Here is a 19668-nt window from a genome sequence, read left to right as displayed (position 1 = left end):
TTTACATAAGTAAGCCTTCAGGAGAGAAATATGGACAATACACTGATTGCCTTTCGGAATGTCTGGAAAACCTATCAGATGGGGGAAGTCCAGGTCAATGCCCTGAGAGCTGTAAGCGTGAAATTCAGGAAAGGAGAGTTCGCCGCAATAATCGGGCCCTCCGGAAGCGGAAAATCCACAATGATGAATCTTGTGGGCTGCCTGGATATTCCCACAAAAGGCGAGATCTTTCTGAAAGGCCGGAACATAGCCTGGCTTGAAGAATCGGAACTTGCAGCCCTGAGAGGCAGGACAATAGGATTTGTTTTCCAGCAGTACAACCTGATTCCTGGCATGACTGCCCTTGAAAACGTACTTCTGCCACTTGAAATTCAGGAAATTGATGATCGGATAGCAGAAAAAAGGGCAAAGAAACTGCTTTCACTCGTAGGGCTTTCAGATAAAATCCAGCATAAACCTTCTCAACTTTCAGGCGGTCAGCAACAAAGGGTCTCGATCGCAAGGGCTCTTGCCTGCAATCCAGAAATCATCCTCGCAGATGAGCCAACAGGTGCCCTTGACAGTGTAACAGGAAGGGAATTGCTGGCAATGCTTTACAGGCTCTGGAAAGAAGAAGGCAAAACAATAGTCATGGTTACTCATGACCTGCACCTTGCAAAGTACGCAAGCAGGCACATCGAGCTAAAAGATGGAAAAATTATCAGAGATGGGATAAACGAAGAAAAGCTTAATCCTGAAACCCATTTCGAAGAGCAGTAGACTGAAGCCTGAGAGGAAGGCTATCAACGTTTCCAGGCTTTAAGATGACACTCGGGAAATTATTAGAAGATTTTCTGGATCATTTAGAAATTTTCAAAATTATCAGGACTTTCAAACTCATAATGTTGTATTCAGATAGTACTCAGATCATCTCAGAAATATTCGAATGTATTTCGAAGTATGCGCTCGATAAAACCTTTCCGGTACTTCTTTAGATATATAAAATTGGTAAACTGAGGGATATAGATGGATTTTAAATTTACAGGTTTTGTTTGCTTTCTTTTACTGCTCTTCTCACTCGCTCAACCTGTCTTGGCAGAAGACACATCTGAGGATAAGAGCAACCTTGAAGATGACAGCAACTCTGAGGATAAAAGAACTTCTTATGTAAGTGTGGGCCTTGACAAAGGCTTAACTATCGACCTGCTCAACCAGGTCCCTGACCCCGTAAAACCCGGGGATATCCTTGAAGTCAGGCTTTCAGTCCAGAACATGGGATATAAGGATCTAGAGGACTGTGTGCTGGAAATCAAGCCCAGTTATCCTTTCAAAGCTCTTGCCGGCGAGAAACTTGTACAGAACATCGGCACTCTGGGAAAACGCTCTGAAGACAACCGCAGAAAAGTCGTGAAATTCAAGCTCGGGCTTGAGAACAGCGTCAATGCAGGCAAGTATCCCCTGAAAGTGTACGCTTATACGAAAGGAGACGGAAACCGGCTTGCTCTTACTAAAGAACTCAATATAGAAGTTGATAGCGAATCAAACGCTGAAATCGAATATATCAGTGTTGAAAAAATGGTGCCCGGAACGAAGACCAATCTCGTCTTCGGCATAAAGAATGTGGGGAACTCTCCTTTGAAAAATGCAATGTTTTCCTGGGAATGTACAGGTGATGTGATCCTGCCTGTGGGTTCCAGCAATGTCAAGCACATTAACCTTATTGACATAGGAGATACTGCAAATGTCAGTTTCGAGGTCCTGACGAACGTCAATACGAAGCCAGGCATGTATAAGCTGGATATGGTGCTCACATATGACGATATTGAAGAACTCAAGACTATCACGGAAGCGGGCACTGTAGAAAACCAGAAGCGAAAAGAGATAAAAAGCAAGGCTGGAATCTATATCGGAGGCACAACTGAGTTTGATATTGCGTTCATGGAAAGAGGACCAACAGGGTCTTACACTTTTTCGGTTTCGAATATAGGGAACAACGGGGCAAACTCAGTTAAGATTTCTGTTCCCCTGCAGGCAAACTGGACTGTTACGGACGGAAGTAACTCCGTAATGCTTGGGAACCTGCCAAAAGGCGACATGACAATTGCCGATTTCAATCTTAAGCCAAAAGAGGTAGGGGCAGACCTGCCTATAAAATTTGAGATCAGCTATACCTCAAATGATGGGATCAGGCAGGTCGAGGAAAAGCAATTAACCCTTTACTCCGCACCTTTTTCCCCGTCAGTTGAGTCTGGTGTGCCAAAAGAGAGCGGTTCAAGCTCATTTAAATACAAGGCCGGATTCGCTATGCTTGCCTGTGCAATATGCGTTGTGGGTTACAAAAAACACCAGAAAAAAATGGAAATGAGGAATGCGCAGGAAAAAGAGTTCAATGAAATGAAATCCGAGGACCCGGACAGGTAAATCGAAAGAACGCGGAAAATGGAGTCTGTGTTCCATGAAAACCGGGAAAATTTTAAAAATTGCCCTGAGTATGGTTAAAGCCAATAAGCTGAGAAGCTGGCTGACAATTATAGGAGTGATAATAGGCATTGCCTCGGTAATGGCAATCGTCACTACAGGGGAGTATTTCGAGAAAGAAGTGACTGAGACTCTGGAGGGTTTCGGGGGCGATACTATCACAATAGTAGCTTCGACTCCTTTCCACATAACCGATGAAGAATTCGTAATAGAAAACCTGGAAGATCCTGAAGAAAGTTCAGAGTATTCGGGAGTAAGTTCGGAAATAAATATAGAAACCGACAGGGGAAAAAAGGAAACCGAGACCGATATGTCCGATTATCTCGAATCTGATTCCATAGAAGAAGCTGAGCTCACAAAAATGGATGTGTTTGCTCTGCGCAGTATTCCGGCTATTGAATATATTAATGTTAATGTTGAAAAGGATGCGGAACTGAAATTTGGGGGTGAGAGTACCTGGGTCTGGGTCAAAGGTGTGGACCCTGGAGTATGGCCCAGAATCTCAAAGAAAGAACTGGAGCAGGGAAGGATGCTGAAAGCCGGGGATAGGAACGTCGTGGTTCTTTCAAACGAGCTTGCAAAGGAGAGCTTTGGGAAGGAAATTAGGCTCAACCAGATGATCCTGTTAAATGGAAAGTCATACCGGGTGATCGGAATTCTGGAAGAGAGTGGCGGGCTCCTGGGAGGCTTTACCGGGCTTTTCGGGAGCAGCGTTTATATGCCTTACCAGGATGTATATTCTCTTGCCAGTGATGAGGATCTTCCTGAGAGGGAAACCTACAGCTCAATAGAATTAAAACTTTACAAAGGAGCTGACTATAGCTCCTCGATTCAGGAAATTGAGAATAAACTAAGAATTTCAAGAAGAGTTAATGAGGATACCCAGGATTTCTATGTTAATTCCAACAGAGAAGCAATAGAAGGCGTCAGAAAATTGATTAACGGGCTTACAGCTTTCCTGGCATTTATTGCAGGGATTTCTCTTCTTGTAGGTTCTACAGGGATTGCCAATACCATGTTTACATCTGTACTCGAAAAAACTAAAGAGATCGGGATAATGAAAGCCATAGGGGCAAAAAACAGGGATATAATGCTGATCTTTCTTTGCAACTCCGCGATGATCAGCCTTGTAGGCGGGATTATAGGCATTCTCCTCGGCACAGCTGCAGTGCAGGCAGTCCTTCTCTTCCTCTCAATTAGAATGAATGTTCCCTTCGAGTTCGCCCTCAGCCTTAAAGCTGCCTTTGTTGCAACCTTTGTTTCCATACTCGTGGGTTTGATTGCAGGGTTAGTGCCTGCAAAGAACGCCTCGGAATTGAAGCCTGTGGATGCATTGAGATATGAATAAATCGATAAAAGCAGCTTTTCCAGGGATTGAATCAGGTTAATGAAAAAACACAGGAACGGGTGAAAAAAAGGTGAAGAAAAGGACGACTTTAAATAATTCCTTACCCTAAAAGTACTGAAATGAAAAATCGTGTTCAAAATTCCGGCATCGGAAGAACGGATATAAGGATAAGCAAAATAACAGGACCAACAGGTTCTGAACCTGCTATCGGAAAGATCTATGACTGTCTTTTTGCCTTATACGGCCCCCAGGGCTGGTGGCCTTTGACCGATCTTCAAAAAACTGGCTTTGCAGTCCCCTCAAAAACCGGTTCTGTCCAGGGATACCATCCTGCCGACTATACCTATCCTCAAACCCGGAACCAGCAGTTTGAAATTATCTGCGGAGCCCTGCTAACCCAGAATACGAGCTGGATACAGGTTGAAAAAGCTCTCTCCAACCTTAAACAGATAAATGCTCTTTGCCCAGAAGCAATTCTTTCCCTTGATCCGGAAGCCCTGAAAGAAGCTATCAGACCGGCAGGCTACTACAACCAGAAAGCAATGCGCCTGAAAACCCTTGCAGACTGGTTTTCGGAGCTTGGAGACCGAGTTCCTGCACGGGAAGAGCTTCTTTCGTTAAAAGGCGTGGGTCCCGAAACTGCGGATTCTATCCTGCTGTATGCCTTTAAACAGCTTTCCTTTGTCGTTGATACCTACACAAAAAGAATAGTAACAAACCTTGGTCTTGTTGATGAAAAAGCAGAATATAACGAAATCAAAGCCCTGTTTGAAGAAAATTTGCCTCAAGACCTGGCTGTGTACCAGGAATATCATGCTCTGCTTGTTTAGCATGCCAAAAGATATTATCAGAAAAAAGGCAATTGGGGTAATGATATTTTGCTGAAATGTATATCTTTTGATGAGTAATTTATTACTTATTTTAGTGAATGACATCAAATGATCCATTCTTGAGCTTTTTTAAAGAATTTAGTGTATCTAAGCGGAATCAAGAAGTGGTATGCCGAGAGCCCCTTATAGTACTCTGCCTTACCGCACGGCGAACATGCTGATCAGGACAGAGCAACCGAACATCAAGGGATAAAAGAGATCCTTTATCTCTTGGGTCGTTACCTTAAATACTATTTCCAGTTTTTTGCCTCCTTTTGAGATTTTGTACAAAAAAACCGGAGCGAACTATGAAGTTTAACCCTTTAGGGCTCGTCAGTCGATACCAGAGTAACTCTCTGACATACCGCAAAAAATAACGATCTGAATATATAATAAATATCGAAAAATTATTTGGGAGCAGGTTTCAGGATTTGCAGCATATTTCGATGAGACAATTTGTCCCAATGTACCGAATTCAGCACAATGATAATCAATAAAGTTTCGGGATATTAGCGCTGACCCGCTTATAGCACATCCCTGAATAGAAACGCGATTGAAATTATTGAGAAGGGTTCAAAACCGTGGCTCACTATAAGAACCATCTCAGGTGAATACTTTCACACAGCTCGGGTGCTCCTTTTAACCTATAACTCATAATTTATTTTGAGGTTGGTTAAAATGGATACATCAGAAAAATATATCAAAATGTGCTCATTAGCGAAGGAAATTCAGAGGAAATGGATGTTCCAATCCGGAGATTTTGTTTACAATCCTGTTTTTGAAGAAGTTGAGGTTTTATTATATCCCGGAAATAATTCTATTAATTATATCTGGCTACCGAGACAGGATCAACTTCAGGAAATCTGTATCGAGTTCTTTATGAAGAATTTAGAGATATCGAAATTCGAAGCAAACCTGCGATTTTTAGAGTGGTATTCTTGGCGCCTTAGATATGCTTTTGAACACGGACTCAAGAATGGAAACGGTTTCATTGACTCGGGAGAAGAACTTTTGTTAAATCGCGCTATGATAATGATTTACGGGAAAAAATGGGATGGAGAGAACTGGGTAACAGCGCTTAAAAGTTATGAACCAAAATTCGGTTCAAGACTATCCCTGGATCAAAGTTATTAAGACATGATTGTTGCTTCAGAAAACGGAAAGGAAAAAAGGTTGCAGAAAATGTGGAAAATGCCTCTCAGAAAAAGGTTGAAGACAGTGCTTGTCATTATGCCATTACTGGAAATTATTCAAAATTAAAAGGTTTAGGGAAAAAGAATTTAGTTATCTGCGAAACTTCGAGCGAATTCATCGCCTGCCGGAGTTTTCGCCGTGATTTTCATATATTTCTTTATCCGATTTGAACACCTGTATCGGCGTGCAAATACTTAACCAAGCGGCTATGCACCCGGTAATCCCGGGATATTCAATCCATTAATTATTTTTCAGTTAGCCTTTTATGTCGTCTTGCATTGATTTGTGATTCCACTTCTTAAATTTTGGTTCGAAATGCAGCAGGCTTCCTATACGAGCTTTATTTCGTACCAGTCCGAGAGTTCTGCATCAAGAATCCCTTCATGGACCATCTTCTCGATCTCGTTTTCAACCTGTCCGTAAGTGAACTTATAGTCATGCGAGATTGCGGAGATGACATCGGGGCTGTGGCAGAATCTGTCCGGGAACGCTTCATTGAATATTGCCACGTTCTTGATAATCAGATTTCTGAGTTTCTCCATTTTTATCACCTCTTTTTAAATGTATTTACCTTTGTAATCTTAGGTTCGATTTCTCTCCTCAACATACTATATTTGTAGTGCAGGCATATATAGATTTTCCTAATATCCTATATAGTCTAAAAGTTTTCGGGCGCTTAACTATTAATATACTTAACGCTAGCTGGCTGCAGTTCCTAAACTTAATTCCCTCAAAACTAAATATTTGAAGAGTGTATTATAAGAATATGTTCTATGAGTATATTTGAAGAGTGTGGATTTAAGGGGGTACAAAAATCAAGATAAAAGTAAAATCAGGGTAGAATAAAAATGGATGAAAACAAAACCAATAAGAATAGAATCAAAACCAATAAAAATAAAAATAACCAATAAAAATGAAAATAAAACAATATAAAGTAAAAAATCAAGATAATATATTATAAAAAGCTAGTATAAACAAGAGACATGTCTTTGGAGTAAAGAAAGGGGGCAAAGAAAAAAAATTACAGGTTTAATTTACTCCATTGGTGATAAGATTATATCTGGTTCTGGAACTCAGGGTTTTAAAACCCTACAGCTCTAATTTTTAATTCTTATCTGCGGAATGTGCAGGTTTTAAAAGGAAGCAGTTTGAAGAGAAAACATAGAGGAATGGAAGTGGAAAATTTTGTTTCTCAGAGCCCTTATCCTGTACTGAGGATAGGAAGGGATGGAAGGGTTATCTATTCGAATCGGGCAGCAGAGCTCATCCTTCATGAATGGGGCATAAAAATAGGAGAGAAAGTCCCCTCATCTATTGAAAATACCGTAAAAAGAGTAATTTCCCGAGTAAATCCTGAAAAAACAGAAATGAAGTTTAGAAAAAAGGTTTATCTTGTCTCATTTCACCCGCTTGAAGGGGAGGATCAGGTTAATGTTTACGGATTTGATGTAACCAACCATAAAAAACTGAAAGAAAAACTTCGGATCAAAGAGCGGCAGAGTGATGCACTCCATAACATAGGAAGGATGGCTCTCAGGTGCGAAAGCCTGCAGGCTTTTATGGACGAAAGTGTAAAACTGGTTGCAAGAACTCTTGGTGTCGAGTACAGTAAAATTATGGAACTTTGTCCTGATGGAAATTTTCTGCTCAGGGCAAGTGAAGGCTGGAAGCCAGGATTTGTAGGAAAGGTTATCGTCAGTGGGAGTAAAGAATACCAGGCAGGGTACACTATATACTCGAAAGTTGCGGTAATTGTAAGGGATTTTAAAAAGGAAAAACGTTTTAGCGCTTCACCTTTTCTGAAAGAGCATGATATAGCCAGCGGGATAAGTGTCACTATAGGAAAGATAGAGAAGCCTTTTGGAGTATTGAGTGCCCACTCAAGGAGACCAAAAAGATTTACTGCGGATGACACGTATTTCCTCAACTCGGTCGCTTTTCTAATCTCTGAAGTAATCGAACGCAGGCATGCTGAAGAAGAACTCCGCCAGTACAAGGAACAGCTTGAGGAACTGGTTAAACAGAGAACCTCAGAACTTATAAGAATAAACGAGAGGCTTACCGAGGAGATTGCAGGACGCAAGCAGGTTGAGAAAGCCCTTCAGAATAATGTGTATTTTCTGGAAACCTTCCTGGATGCCATCCCCTCCCCGGTCTTTTACAGGAATCTGGAGGGAATCTACCAGGGATGCAACGAAAGATTTGCCAGAGAAATGCTTGGCCTTCCAAAAGAAAAGGTAATAGGGCATTCAATGTTTGAGTTCAGGAAGCAGTTTTCGGATAAAACCATCGAAGTCTCTACCTATTATGACAGGATTCTTCTTGAGGAAGGTAAAAGCATACCTCATGAACTGAAAATACCGTGCGCCGTAAATGGAAAGGAAAGAAATTTTCTTGCCCATAAGGCTACTTACAGCAGTGTATCTGGTGACATAATCGGAATCGTAGGTGTGATGCTTGATATTACTGAACTTAAAAAAGCCGAGCAAGCCCTTCTGAAAACCGAAGAAATCCGGAAAAAAGAAATTCACCATAGAATCAAGAACAACCTGCAGGTGATCTCATCCTTATTAAGCCTCCAGGCTGAACATTTCAGCGACAGGGAGGTAAGGGAGTCCTTCCATGACAGCCAGAACCGGGTTATGTCGATGTCTCTAATTCATGAAGAGCTCTATAAAACAGGAGAAACCGGAAACTTTGAGACCTTTGATTTTAAAACATACCTCCAGAAACTTGCAAATGAGCTTTTCAGTTCATACGTGGTTGGCAATCAGGATATTCACTTAAAACTTGACCTCGAAAGTGTTTTTCTCGGAATGGACACCGGAATTCCTCTCGGGATTATTATTAACGAACTTGTATCCAACTCACTAAAACATGCTTTTCCCAAAGGAAAAGGAGAAATCCAGATAAAATTGCACAGGTTAGGCAGCGACAAAATCGAGGGTGAAGATAGAGGCACCGGCAGGCGTGAAACCTCTGAATATTTACTGATTGTCTCGGATAACGGAATAGGGCTTTCGGAAGAAATCGATTTCAGGCATATCACTTCTCTCGGGCTTCAACTTGTAAATATCCTCGTGGAACAGATCGAAGGCAGCATTGAGCTTATAAGAGGAGCAGGGACCGAATTCAGGATAAAATTCAGAGAAAATGCCTGTGAAGTATGAAAACAGATTAAAGAAGTACGATATTCTGAAAAAATATTCTTGAGAAGCAATGTTCCTGAAAGACGGCATCCTTGAATAATAAAAGTTCTGAACTTGCACGCTGGTTTATGGAAACTTTAACATTTCAGGAATTAAAGTGACAGATATTTTAACGAACCAGAATGCAAAAACCAGAACTACGATATAAGTGATTGCTTCGGCTAACTTATCCATAAAGTTATGGTTGAACTTATAATACATAAGCTTTTTTATTATACAGTGGATCTAACATTTCATCTTCCTTTTACGCTTTTCCAGTAGCTCACAGTGTTTCTAATTAATTTCTTTTTAATTTATTTTATATCTTGCTATCCTGTTTTATTAACCTTATTGCTTCAAAATTCCCTGAATTCGATACAGCTGGCAGGCTTAATATTCTAAAGTTCAAAAGGCTCCATTTTCTGTTTCATCCTTGATTAAAATACATGTACAGCAGATGCCTTAAAATACAACCAGATATTGATTCCTACAGAAATATTAAGCTCATTGAGAGATTCGCGTGTTATAAACACAGTAAACAACTCTCCAGTGTCTACTAGCAATTTTATAAGTGATCCTGTGTCAATTATCTGATAAACTTTACCTTGAATTGTATTTCTGGCACTTGTTTGCACCTTTTCCCTGGATACTGTTATCTCATCAGGTCGTATAGTAAAATGAACTTTACCTTTTTTTTCTGATAAAGCAAATACTGTTATGAAATCTGTTTTGATTTTTACAAGACCATCTGAACTATCCTCAATTTGACCACTCATTACATTTTCAATACCAACAAAGTCAGCCACAAATCTATTTTTAGGTTTTCTAAATATTCTATCGGGTGTTCCAGATTGCAGGATCTGACCATTACAGAGTATAATCATTCTATCTGCAAGCTTTTGACCCTGTGAAAGGTCATGAGTAGTCATTATAATGGTTGTTTCAGATTCACGGTTAATTTTCAGAATTAGTTCTTCCATTTTCTTTTTAGATATAGGATCAAGATTTGCAGTCGGTTCATCAAGTAACAGTAACCTGGGATCTGTAATCATCGCCCGTGCAAGTGCAAGCCTTTGAGTCTCACCACCTGATAATTTAAGCGCATTTCTATTCTCGTAACCTGGAAGACCAATCAACTCAAGGATTTCTTTGATCTTCTTATCCATATTCTCTTTTCTACCCCTGACTCTCAAGCCATAAGCGATATTATCATAAACGCTGGCCTTAAAAGCAAGCGGCTTTTGAAAAACCATTCCAATTTTCCTTCTTATATCCAGCCGAACATCATTCGATTCATTAGCGTTCGTACCTTCAAAATATATATTTCCAGATGACGGTTTTTCCAGTAAATCAATTAATCTGAGAAGAACAGTTTTTCCAGATCCAGTTGGACCAACAAGCGCAGTACTGGTCCCTCTTTTAATTCGTAAGTTAATATTCTTGAGAACCTGGAGGTCTCCATAGTTTTTGTAAACCTCTTCCAACTCTACTATGTTCATCCTTACACCTGACCAGCTCTATTGAATTAATCTTTACCCTGCAGATAATTCAATACTAAATTGATTAGTAGAGCCAGGGAGAGAAGTATGAATCCCAAAGCTATTGAAAGTACCAGATTACCTCTGGATGTTTCAAGAGATATGGCAGTGGTAAAATTCCTTGTAAAACCTCTGATATTACCCCCTATGAGTATGGCGACTCCTACCTCTGATATAGCCCTTCCAAACCCAAGTATTACAGCACTCATTATAGCATAACGAGCTTCCTTTATGATGGTAATTATTGTTTGATAAGTACTGGCTCCCAAAGAGATTGCTAATTCTCTTATTTGGATGCTGACTCCAACAAGAGCAGTGATAGTAAATCCGATGAGAATAGGCAGTATGAGTAGCGTCTGCCCTATTATCATTCCAGTGGGAGTAAAAAGAAGATTTAAAAATCCGAAAGGGCCCTGTTTAGATATCAGGAGGAAAAGAAAAAGCCCCACTAAAACTGTGGGAACGCTGTAAAGGGTTTGAATAAGATTTATCAGGGTTCGTTTTCCTCGAAATTCATAGAAGTAAATTATTCCACCGATAGGAATTGATATTAAAGAAGCTATGAATGTTGCGGTTAATGAGATATAAAGGCTTAATCTGGTTATTCCGATTAATTCTGGATCACGTTCCATTATTAATTCTACTGCCTGTAGAATAGCGCTGATAATTTCATTCAAAAAACCACCTGAATCTGGTACGCCCTGAGATTTAGGAATTTTATAGTTTATATGAGTATCTCAGTTTTTTAAGTTACACTGGCTAAAAAAGGTGGTTTAAACCATCTTCATGATGGTAAACCCTGAGATATTGGAATGAAAAGAGGCTGCCCATATTCTTCTCTACCAAAATTTTGGATTATTTCCTGTCCATCCGGAGAAACAAGGAAGTTCACAAAGTTTTGAGCTCCTTCATAATTAATATTCGGATGTCTTTCTGGATTTACAGGCATAGCTGCATAAACATTAAGCAGTTCATCTCCTGTTGTTACTAATGGTACAATCCGGATTCTTCCCTCGTTTGTATATGCAAGAAATGTTCCAGAATCAGTCAAAGTATAAGCATTCTGCTCACTGGCAAGCAAAAGAGTTTCCCCCATACCTCTACCACTTTCAATGTACCATGCACCCGAGCCACTAACTTCCTCATAGCTTACTCCAGTTCTTCCCCAGATTTGTTTCTCTCTTGCATGTGTGCCTGAATCGTCTCCACGCGATGCAAATTTAACCTTATCAGGATTGTTTTGACCTTCTTCCATTATTTTGCTAAAGGCTTCTGTAGCATTAAGACCTCTTATTCCTGCCGGGTCATTTTCAGGTCCCACAATCCAAAAATAATTATATGCTATCTCTGTACGATTTGTGCCAAATCCACTTTCAATAAATTCCTCTTCTCGATTTTTATCATGAGTAAGAAGAACGTCAGCGTCTCCTCTCTCACCATACTGTAAGGCTATACCTGTACCTCCAGATATAACGGATACATCTACTCCAGGATATTTATCTTCAAATGCCGTTTCTATCTCTTTTAAAAGCCCGGTGTCCTCTAAACTGGTTGTGGTAGAAACGATCAATCGTTTTGTGTCCGGTTGTGTAGGCGAACTATATGCATATATACCGGCGCCCACAATCAATATAGCCAGTATACCGATAATAACAAGGATTCTGCGATTCATTTTATTCCCCGATTAATTAAAATATTCTATCGATATTTAGTACGATATGTTCACTTAACTATATCAATTATGAACTTTCAGCTAATTCTAGTAATGCATTACTACAAAAATTATTATGTGAATATGAAAAACAGGGATTATTCTTAAAGGATAAAGTTAAAATTTTGGGAACTGTTAACTAAATATAATTAACTCTTTATTTCTATATTTCATTAAGAGAATAACCTAGTGCTTTAGCATTAACTCAGACGGATTGGAGATAGTTTTGAAACGGGCTAGATAAATAACAAATTGCAAAATAGAGATGATGTTTATAAAAAAATTTATATTTTAGTGCGGGAGAAGGGATTCGAACCCCTGAACGCCTGCGCGAAACGATCTTGAGTCGTTCACCGTTGACCGCTTGGTTACTCCCGCTTGTTGCTGAGTTATTTTCTATATTATGGTTTCTTGGTCTATATTTATATGGTTTTCCTGATTATATCTTAAGTCTACTTCCGTTAACCGCTATATTACTCCGCTTTTTCAGGAATCCAATAAGGTAACGATAGAACTAGCATATAAAGCTAATCCTGTAAGTAAACTATTTGAAAAGCTTAAAATTAATTTAAAACTATTTTTAAATTAATTTTGGATTAACTTAAAATTAACTTAAAATTAATTTAAAATTAAGAATATTGAGATACTATTGATTTGAATCTCTTTTTCTAGCCCAGCTTTTCTAACCTTATATTTTTGATGTTTAGTATTGCCTATTTCTCAGGTTCCTTCTCCTGAGCTATTAACATGGACCCAATCAAGATACTCCTGTTCTCCTTCAATTCCCCAGAATTCAATTGCAGGTAGCTCATATGTGTGTAGCGACCTTACAAGCCTTGTGATCTCTTCAAAACGTGAAGAATCGGTTTTTACGAACATGGCAATCTCGTTGTCTTCTTCAAGCTTTTCCTTCCATCGGTAAACCGAAGATACTGGAAACATATTTACGCAGGCTGCAAGCCTCCTTGAGACAAGCTCTCTTGCAATCTGCGACGCATTCTCCATATTTCCGGCAGTAATATATACAATTCCAAGCATGGGCAGACACCTCACGTAAACCTGATATTGTCACAATTGATACAAGGGACATTACTCCTATGTGACTAGTATCTATCGCATCTCCATGGAAATTAATTATCCCAGGATATGCCGTGGCTATGGATTTAACATGCTAAACATGATCTGGATATTATATCTTCCATACGTAGTCACATAATTTCCATATATGTTTTTATATAATTATGGTGTATTATTATGTACCTTTTTCAGGATATGAGTCTTCTTGAAAAAGGGTGGCAGTATATATTGATTTAAAATAGTAGGGCATACTATAACATTTTTATATCATATTGAGTACTAAAACTCTCAATATGATGAACTAATTGGCATAGAATGCCATACGCAGAGTTATATATCAACGGTATTAAATTTTATGTATATATGCTCTCAACAGCTATATATTTACAGCCTTATTAAAAATTCACTTTAAGCCAGTCTGATTTATAACAGGCTAGCGTAATTCATAACTGATTAAGCTCAATTCACAATCGGTTAGCTTAATAGTTCCGGAGAATTTCCTTGAGTGGCACAAGCATTGTACTAGGTATTTTTTTATTGTACTGGTTCCTCATTTCCGTTCTCGATAGAAAGGGGATTCTGGAGAAATATAACATAAGCACATTCGGGCCGCTTCCCATCCTCATGATAAGGACAACCAGGGGGCTTAAACTTCTGGATATACTGGCCCGCCCGAAGCTTTACTGGAGGAGTTTTGCGAATCTCGGGATACTGCTGATGTTTGCAGGCATGATTGCAATGTTCCTGGTCATAGCTCTCTCGGACCTTGCGCTGTATACTTCATTCCTTAACGGAAATGTACCGGAACCGGGAAAATACAATGCTCCAAGAAATATCCTGCTTATTCCGGGCGTAAACGAGTTTATCCCTTTTACCTGGGGAGTTATTGCACTCATAGTCACGCTTGTCGTGCACGAATTTTCGCATGCAATCCTCTGCAGGGTTGAAGGCATCAGAGTCAAATCAATGGGCATCCTGTATGCTCTGGTTCCTATAGGAGGTTTTGCTGAGCCTGATGATGAACAGCTTTTCGGGCCAAAGGAGAATACAGAAGAGGAACCTCCTCTCACAGCCACGATCGAAGAAATCGAGGAATGGGAAAAGGGAAGGAAAGTAAGGCAAGAAACTGAGGGATCAGGGCCTGAGGAATTGAAGCATGAAAAGTCAGGTTCCGGCCCTGTAGTAGGCGCCACAAGGACTCAGAGAGCCCGGATTCTTGCATCAGGCGTTATGGCCAATTTCAGCGTCGCCTTTATAGCTTTATTGCTTTTCTTCGGGCCTGTACTGGGAGCAATTGCTCCCTTAAGTGATGCCATGGTTCTAACCGTAAACGAAAGTTCGCCGGCTGACCTTGCAGGGCTTGAGGAAGGTATGATAATAACACAAATTAATGATACAGATATCACAACAGCCATAGATCTGCAAACCTATCTCGAGACAACGAGCCCTGGGGACACCGTCCGCATCTATGCCGAGAAAAATGATACTGTTTCCACACACGATTTACAGATTGCTCCAGTCCCTTCGGACTACGTTGGTGGAGTGCTCGTGGGTGGGGTAGTTTCGGGAAGTCCTGCAGCAGAAGCAGGGATTGAAACCGGAATGACAATGATCAGGATCAACAATACAGAAATGCAGAACATTGCAACTTTCGTAAACTTTATGGGAACCACACGGGCAAACCAGACCGTAGAAGTAGAGTTACTTCCCCCTGAAGATTATACAGGCAACCTTACAGAAAATGGCACTGTAGTTTTCGATGTGAAGCTGTCTTCCAGTTCTGAGAATGATCGCGGTTTCCTTGGAATTATCTATGGAAATAGCGGAGTTGTTGCATTCCCTATGCTGGGGATTTCTGTATGGATGCCGCAGGCAAAAGTATATCTTGATGCCCTTAAGCAAATTCCATCCCTGCTAGCCGTACCTGCAGGCTGGATTATTCTCTTCGGACTTCCTATTTATGGATTTGCAGGTGAGGGATTCCGTGGCTTCTCAGGTACAATAATGCAGTTTTATCAGCCAGTGGGCTGGGCAGAGCCTCTGGGAATAGGAATTTTCTGGATTGCAAATACCCTGCTCTGGGTTGGCTGGCTGAACTTTTATGTTGGGCTGTTCAACTGTTTGCCTGCCGTGCCTCTGGACGGAGGCCATGTGTTTAAGGATTATATTTATTCTTTTGTATACCGGCTTACAAGGAACAATTCGGTCTCGGAAAAGGTCTCGAACTCGATCACAGCAAGCTTTTCGATGTTGATCCTGTTCTCGTTTATCTTCATGATATTGGGACCTTTCATCGGGCAATGGGTCTGATTGGCCTCAAAATTTCAGATTGATCCCTTACCTTTAAAAAAATCATAAGTCTTCGGGTTTACTACTTTATCTGTGCTTTATTCAAGCCGATTCTCCTTAATTTCTTTCCTTTCCATTTTTAAATCTTTAATTCTCCGTTTTAATCCTAAGAAAATTTATTCTTCAAAGCAGAAATTTAAAGATTATATCGGCTCTGTAGAAATCCTCTAAATTCTGTTTTTACCCAAAAATTATAAAAATAAAATTGTAAAAATGCTCCTTAATTTTTTTGTCCACACAAAAAACAAAGGAGCAATTGCTATTGTCATCAAATAAGTATATTAAATTTATTGATCTCAGTCTTAAAACGGTTCAGTCTTCCAGACTGAACCTTTACTCCTGCAAATATTCCAAACGTGTTTATACTCAACATCAGCTTCTTGTTCTTGTTTTATTGAAGGAGTATATAAGTACAGACTACCGTGACTTTGTAGAACTTGTTGACCTCATGAACAATATAAAGGAAAAACTTGACCTTGATAAGGTTCCTCATTACACTACTCTTCAAAAGTTTGTGTCCAGAATTCCCTCTTCATTGTTTAACCTAATTTTGTCAAAAACTCTAAAACTATTTTACTCACATGGAGAAAAAGTTCTCATTACGGCAATTGATGCAACAGGATTTACGAGTTCTTATGCAAGTCATTATTATTCTAAGAGAACAGGGAAGCTCCGAAGGAGCTTCCTTAAAACTTCAATATCAGTAGACACTATTAAAAAAGTAATATTAGGATGGAAAATTAGCCAAAAAACAGATCATGATGTCAAGCATGCAAAGACTCTGATAAGACAATCAAACAAGTCAAGAAAGTCTCAATGTTATGTGATGGATAAAGGATATGATTCCGAAGAAATTCATACTCTAATAAGAGAAGAGATAAAAGCAGATTCAATAGTACCTTTGAGAGAAAGAAAAAGAAAGAGAATAAACGGAAAATATAGAAAACAATTAAACAAAGACTTTGATAAGATCAAATACAATAGAAGGAATATAGTAGAGACAATAATATCTGTTGTAAAAAGAAAATTTGGAGAAACATTAAGAGCAAGAAAGGTTAGAAATCAAGTAAAAGAAGTAAAAGTTAAACTAATAGTCTATAATATAAACAAAAAAGTAATACAATTATTATGGATTAAATTAAGGATTTCTACAGAGCCATTATATCACTCTTTTATTTAAAGTCAGAGATTTAAAGTTCATATTACTCTTTTATTTAATGTTGTTTAGCTCTCAGTACTGGAGCTTATTTATAGTTCATGACGTAAATATTTGCATTTACTTAATCACGAAAGATACGGAAAGCACAGATTAACTGTACCTCTTACTTCTTTTGTTCCGTGTTTTCTATGCTTTCCGTGGTTAACCTTCCTGAGATTGGTCAAGAAGTTTTGGTCATTTATTATAATTCTATTTTAGGACTTAATTAATTACTTGGTAAAGATTATATCACTTAAGACATGTTATAATAACTATGAAAATTATCTGCTACTGAGATGTGATTATATGGAAAGTTTATCTACAGGGATAGAGGGGCTGGATATACTGATAGATGGAGGCTATCCTAAAGGAAAAAGTATTCTGGTTACAGGTCCTCCGGGTTCGGGGAAGACTATTCTTGGGATTCACTTCCTTCACAGGAACTGCAAGGAAGGCAAGAAATGCACATTGATCCTTACAAGGGAACTTACAGAAGATATCCTCAACCAGTCCCGAAGCCTCAACCTTGATCTCAAGCCTTTTCTGGAGAGTGGGGGGCTTACTATCAGGAATATCTTTGAGGACAAAATGAATAAAATCAAGAGCGCTTCCAAATTCGGGAAAGGGCTCTGTGCTGTAGACACCGATATAATCGAGTACCTCAGTTCCATATCTTCGGAAGTTGATGTCGTGGTTATTGACAATATAGGGGTAATGGCTATAAATCAAGATATAAGAGAGTTTGCCGATGAGTTCAGTTCAATCAGTATTATTCTTCTAAAAAATGGATGCACGACCCTTTTTATAATGGATGAGGACTCTTACGATCTTACCCACAGGCTTACCGGCTATATGGTCTTCGGGCTGATACGGTTAACTTCACAGGAGAATTTTAAATCTGGAAAAACAAAAAAATATCTTTACATTGAAAAGATGAGGGATAAAGCCGTGCCTGTCAAATATTCCCTATTTGATATTACCTCTGAAGGAGTACAAATAATCACAGGCATGAGATGAACTTTTACAGGCTTAACTAAAAACAGAGCTTTGTCTTCCTCTTATAAGGAATTCACAGCAATCATTCCTGTTCCCTATAGTCTTAAGTGCTTCAAGATGGAAATCAGGGTCTACTTTCAAAGTTATGATTGAGAATATTTTCCTGGTCAAAGTGCATAGAATAGGGTTTCTTCGGGCTTCTTCCCCCTTCCAGGGGCATTTTGTTCCCTTTACTATGCACAAGCTATCTTTTTCACCCATTTCAGAACAGAAGTTTCCACCCAGCTGGTTCATAATCTCGGCGCAAACCTCGCCTGCGTAAGCGAAATCCATCTTCCTGTTTTCAAGATGGTACATTTCAAGCAGGGTATTCTCGACCATGCCTGTCATCTGGTTAATTATGATCTTCTTTTCGTCATTTGAGACAACCTGGAGCAGAGTAGGAATGACTGCGGTCAGGATACCCTGTACCCGGTTTTTTATCTCAAGGATGTCGCGTTCAGCCACCAGCGTATCATGGAGGTATTTTACCCTGAGTAGAGATTTTACTCTGGTTTTGAGCTCAAGCCTGTTTATGGGTTTTGTAAGAAAATCATCAGCTCCGGCTTCAATTCCTTTGATCCTATCTTCAATCTGGGAAAGCGCAGTAAGCATCAAAACCGGGATAAATTGAGTTTTAGGATAGCCTTTGACGATTTTACAGACATCATAACCGCTCATCTCGGGCATCATGACGTCCAGGAGAATCATATCAAGTTCCTCTTCCTCTAATTTCTGAATAGCTTCTTTCCCGCTACTGGCAGTAATGACATCATAGGGTTCTACTGAAAGATAAGCTTCAATAAGCTCTAGGTTTTCAGGCATGTCATCTACAATAAGAATTTTCGGTTTGCTTTTTTTATTCCACAAGGTTTCCTCCCCCGGACTCACGAATCTTTATCCCTTCGGATGTGATTTCAAAAACAGACATCTCAGGAGAAACAGGAGTGCTGCGCATCTTGGGTATACTCAGGTAGCGCTCCATTTTTCCAAGGTAACAATTTTCTCTTACCAGCAGGCGAATAGACCCGTAAACCGAATATTCAGCAAGCTGGTGGGTTATGTTGTGTGCTGACTCATCCATGATTAAAAGCGCAGTACAGCCTTTTTTCCTTACCAGGTAATTCAGCGCATCAAACTGGTCCCTGAGCCTTTTTATGGACACCCTGAGAGCAAAGGTGCCTATATTGTCTATAACAAGACATTCCGTTCCTTCGTGTATTAATTCTACAAGATTGGGAATTTCAATATCCAGACTTTCAGGCTTGAACCCATACCTGGTCTGTCCTATCATTTCGGAACGGTTCTCGAAGATATTTTCTATAATAAGCTGTCCGCTCTCATAGTACGGGGTAAGGTCGCGCCCTAAAAGACTTGCCTGGTAGAGAACATCCTCAGGGGTTTCTTCGGTAGCAATTACCATGCATTTTCTGCCTTCAAGACAGTTTTTATAAATAAAGTGGATTCCGAAGATTGTTTTCCCACTCCCTGCTATGCCTGTTATAAGGGTTACTTTGTTTACAGGATAACCCCCACTTAGCTTCCTGTCAAGCTCCTCTATCCCTGTTGAAACCCTATCCATTTTTATAGACCCTCGTACTTTCTGTATCCTATCTTTATCGCTTCCTGCACTATGAAATTATATTAAATCATTAGCTTGCATCGATATTACCAGTTCCACTCTTTTTCTTACTGTGTACTCTT

Annotated in this window: 16 protein-coding genes and 1 tRNA gene; 9 read left to right on the top strand and 8 right to left on the bottom strand. The window is 39.6% G+C overall.

From position 1 onward, the window contains the following. The first annotated feature begins 30 nt into the window (after positions 1 to 30). The 5 genes from AOB57_RS12760 (at position 31) to AOB57_RS12740 (ending at position 5808) form a co-directional block, all read left to right on the top strand. On the top strand, positions 31 to 759 hold the full coding sequence (locus AOB57_RS12760; protein WP_054300039.1) for an ABC transporter ATP-binding protein: 729 nt from the start codon (positions 31 to 33) through the stop codon (positions 757 to 759). Between the two features lie 246 nt (positions 760 to 1005). Continuing rightward, positions 1006 to 2400 carry a COG1361 S-layer family protein gene (locus AOB57_RS12755; RefSeq protein WP_054300038.1) on the top strand — a complete coding sequence of 465 codons (1395 nt, stop codon included), beginning with the start codon at positions 1006 to 1008 and terminating at the stop codon, positions 2398 to 2400. Between the two features lie 34 nt (positions 2401 to 2434). Further along, a complete protein-coding gene (locus AOB57_RS12750; protein WP_054300037.1) occupies positions 2435 to 3805 on the top strand; it encodes an ABC transporter permease in 1371 nt (456 codons plus the stop codon). 119 nt (positions 3806 to 3924) lie between these two features. Next, a complete protein-coding gene (locus AOB57_RS12745) occupies positions 3925 to 4635 on the top strand; it encodes an endonuclease III domain-containing protein (RefSeq protein WP_167829625.1) in 711 nt (236 codons plus the stop codon). 717 nt (positions 4636 to 5352) lie between these two features. Next, entirely contained in the window at positions 5353 to 5808 is a 456-nt protein-coding gene (locus AOB57_RS12740; RefSeq protein WP_054300036.1) for a hypothetical protein, read from the top strand. A gap of 389 nt (positions 5809 to 6197) precedes the next feature. On the opposite strand, the gene AOB57_RS12735 is transcribed toward AOB57_RS12740, so the two are convergent. Then, on the bottom strand, positions 6198 to 6410 hold the full coding sequence (locus AOB57_RS12735; RefSeq protein ID WP_054300035.1) for a hypothetical protein: 213 nt from the start codon (positions 6408 to 6410) through the stop codon (positions 6198 to 6200). Positions 6411 to 7037: 627 nt separating this feature from the next. Between AOB57_RS12735 and AOB57_RS12730 the strand changes: the two genes are divergently transcribed. Beyond that, positions 7038 to 9038, top strand: coding sequence for a histidine kinase dimerization/phosphoacceptor domain -containing protein (locus AOB57_RS12730; protein ID WP_054300057.1), 2001 nt, complete (start codon positions 7038 to 7040; stop codon positions 9036 to 9038). Between the two features lie 455 nt (positions 9039 to 9493). Here AOB57_RS12730 and AOB57_RS12725 read toward each other — a convergent pair whose 3' ends face one another. The 5 genes from AOB57_RS12725 to cutA form a co-directional block, all read right to left on the bottom strand. After that, a complete protein-coding gene (locus AOB57_RS12725) occupies positions 9494 to 10555 on the bottom strand; it encodes an ABC transporter ATP-binding protein (RefSeq protein WP_054300034.1) in 1062 nt (353 codons plus the stop codon). Between the two features lie 26 nt (positions 10556 to 10581). After that, positions 10582 to 11271, bottom strand: coding sequence for an ABC transporter permease (locus tag AOB57_RS12720; RefSeq protein ID WP_054300033.1), 690 nt, complete (start codon positions 11269 to 11271; stop codon positions 10582 to 10584). A gap of 107 nt (positions 11272 to 11378) precedes the next feature. After that, on the bottom strand, positions 11379 to 12266 hold the full coding sequence (locus AOB57_RS12715; protein WP_054300032.1) for a substrate-binding domain-containing protein: 888 nt from the start codon (positions 12264 to 12266) through the stop codon (positions 11379 to 11381). Between the two features lie 334 nt (positions 12267 to 12600). After that, a tRNA-Leu gene (locus AOB57_RS12710) sits at positions 12601 to 12683 on the bottom strand. Positions 12684 to 13025: 342 nt separating this feature from the next. Beyond that, positions 13026 to 13343: a divalent-cation tolerance protein CutA gene (gene cutA, locus AOB57_RS12705; RefSeq protein WP_054300031.1), complete on the bottom strand. Its 318-nt coding sequence runs from the start codon at positions 13341 to 13343 to the stop codon at positions 13026 to 13028. A 540-nt stretch (positions 13344 to 13883) separates the two neighbouring features. Between cutA and AOB57_RS12700 the strand changes: the two genes are divergently transcribed. The 3 genes from AOB57_RS12700 (at position 13884) to AOB57_RS12690 (ending at position 17946) form a co-directional block, all read left to right on the top strand. Then, complete coding sequence (locus tag AOB57_RS12700) at positions 13884 to 15692, top strand: site-2 protease family protein (RefSeq protein WP_054300030.1); 1809 nt, start codon at positions 13884 to 13886, stop codon at positions 15690 to 15692. Positions 15693 to 15993: 301 nt separating this feature from the next. After that, complete coding sequence (locus AOB57_RS12695; RefSeq protein ID WP_167829624.1) at positions 15994 to 16911, top strand: IS5 family transposase; 918 nt, start codon at positions 15994 to 15996, stop codon at positions 16909 to 16911. Between the two features lie 324 nt (positions 16912 to 17235). Next, positions 17236 to 17946: an RAD55 family ATPase gene (locus AOB57_RS12690; RefSeq protein ID WP_054297932.1), complete on the top strand. Its 711-nt coding sequence runs from the start codon at positions 17236 to 17238 to the stop codon at positions 17944 to 17946. Between the two features lie 12 nt (positions 17947 to 17958). Here AOB57_RS12690 and AOB57_RS12685 read toward each other — a convergent pair whose 3' ends face one another. Next, the gene (locus AOB57_RS12685) at positions 17959 to 18834 is read right to left on the bottom strand and encodes a response regulator (RefSeq protein WP_054297933.1); all 876 of its coding nucleotides are present in this window, start codon (positions 18832 to 18834) and stop codon (positions 17959 to 17961) included. Beyond that, positions 18824 to 19546, bottom strand: coding sequence for an ATPase domain-containing protein (locus AOB57_RS12680; protein ID WP_054297934.1), 723 nt, complete (start codon positions 19544 to 19546; stop codon positions 18824 to 18826). The genes AOB57_RS12685 and AOB57_RS12680 overlap by 11 nt, the downstream gene beginning before the upstream one ends. Positions 19547 to 19668: the final 122 nt, after the last annotated feature.

This window comes from Methanosarcina flavescens, from assembly GCF_001304615.2.
GTDB classification, from domain to species: Archaea; Halobacteriota; Methanosarcinia; order Methanosarcinales; family Methanosarcinaceae; genus Methanosarcina; species Methanosarcina flavescens.
This window is presented reverse-complemented; position numbering and strand designations above follow the sequence as displayed.

What these genes read in the sequence shown, in the direction of transcription:
- AOB57_RS12760 (WP_054300039.1), top strand. Translation starts at nt 31, where the DNA reads ATGGACAATACACTGATTGCCTTTCGGAATGTCTGGAAAACCTATCAG.
- AOB57_RS12755 (WP_054300038.1), top strand. Translation starts at nt 1,006, where the DNA reads ATGGATTTTAAATTTACAGGTTTTGTTTGCTTTCTTTTACTGCTCTTC.
- AOB57_RS12750 (WP_054300037.1), top strand. Translation starts at nt 2,435, where the DNA reads ATGAAAACCGGGAAAATTTTAAAAATTGCCCTGAGTATGGTTAAAGCC.
- AOB57_RS12745 (WP_167829625.1), top strand. Translation starts at nt 3,925, where the DNA reads ATGAAAAATCGTGTTCAAAATTCCGGCATCGGAAGAACGGATATAAGG.
- AOB57_RS12740 (WP_054300036.1), top strand. Translation starts at nt 5,353, where the DNA reads ATGGATACATCAGAAAAATATATCAAAATGTGCTCATTAGCGAAGGAA.
- AOB57_RS12735 (WP_054300035.1), bottom strand. Translation starts at nt 6,410, where the DNA reads ATGGAGAAACTCAGAAATCTGATTATCAAGAACGTGGCAATATTCAAT.
- AOB57_RS12730 (WP_054300057.1), top strand. Translation starts at nt 7,038, where the DNA reads ATGGAAGTGGAAAATTTTGTTTCTCAGAGCCCTTATCCTGTACTGAGG.
- AOB57_RS12725 (WP_054300034.1), bottom strand. Translation starts at nt 10,555, where the DNA reads ATGAACATAGTAGAGTTGGAAGAGGTTTACAAAAACTATGGAGACCTC.
- AOB57_RS12715 (WP_054300032.1), bottom strand. Translation starts at nt 12,266, where the DNA reads ATGAATCGCAGAATCCTTGTTATTATCGGTATACTGGCTATATTGATT.
- cutA (WP_054300031.1), bottom strand. Translation starts at nt 13,343, where the DNA reads ATGCTTGGAATTGTATATATTACTGCCGGAAATATGGAGAATGCGTCG.
- AOB57_RS12690 (WP_054297932.1), top strand. Translation starts at nt 17,236, where the DNA reads ATGGAAAGTTTATCTACAGGGATAGAGGGGCTGGATATACTGATAGAT.
- AOB57_RS12680 (WP_054297934.1), bottom strand. Translation starts at nt 19,546, where the DNA reads ATGGATAGGGTTTCAACAGGGATAGAGGAGCTTGACAGGAAGCTAAGT.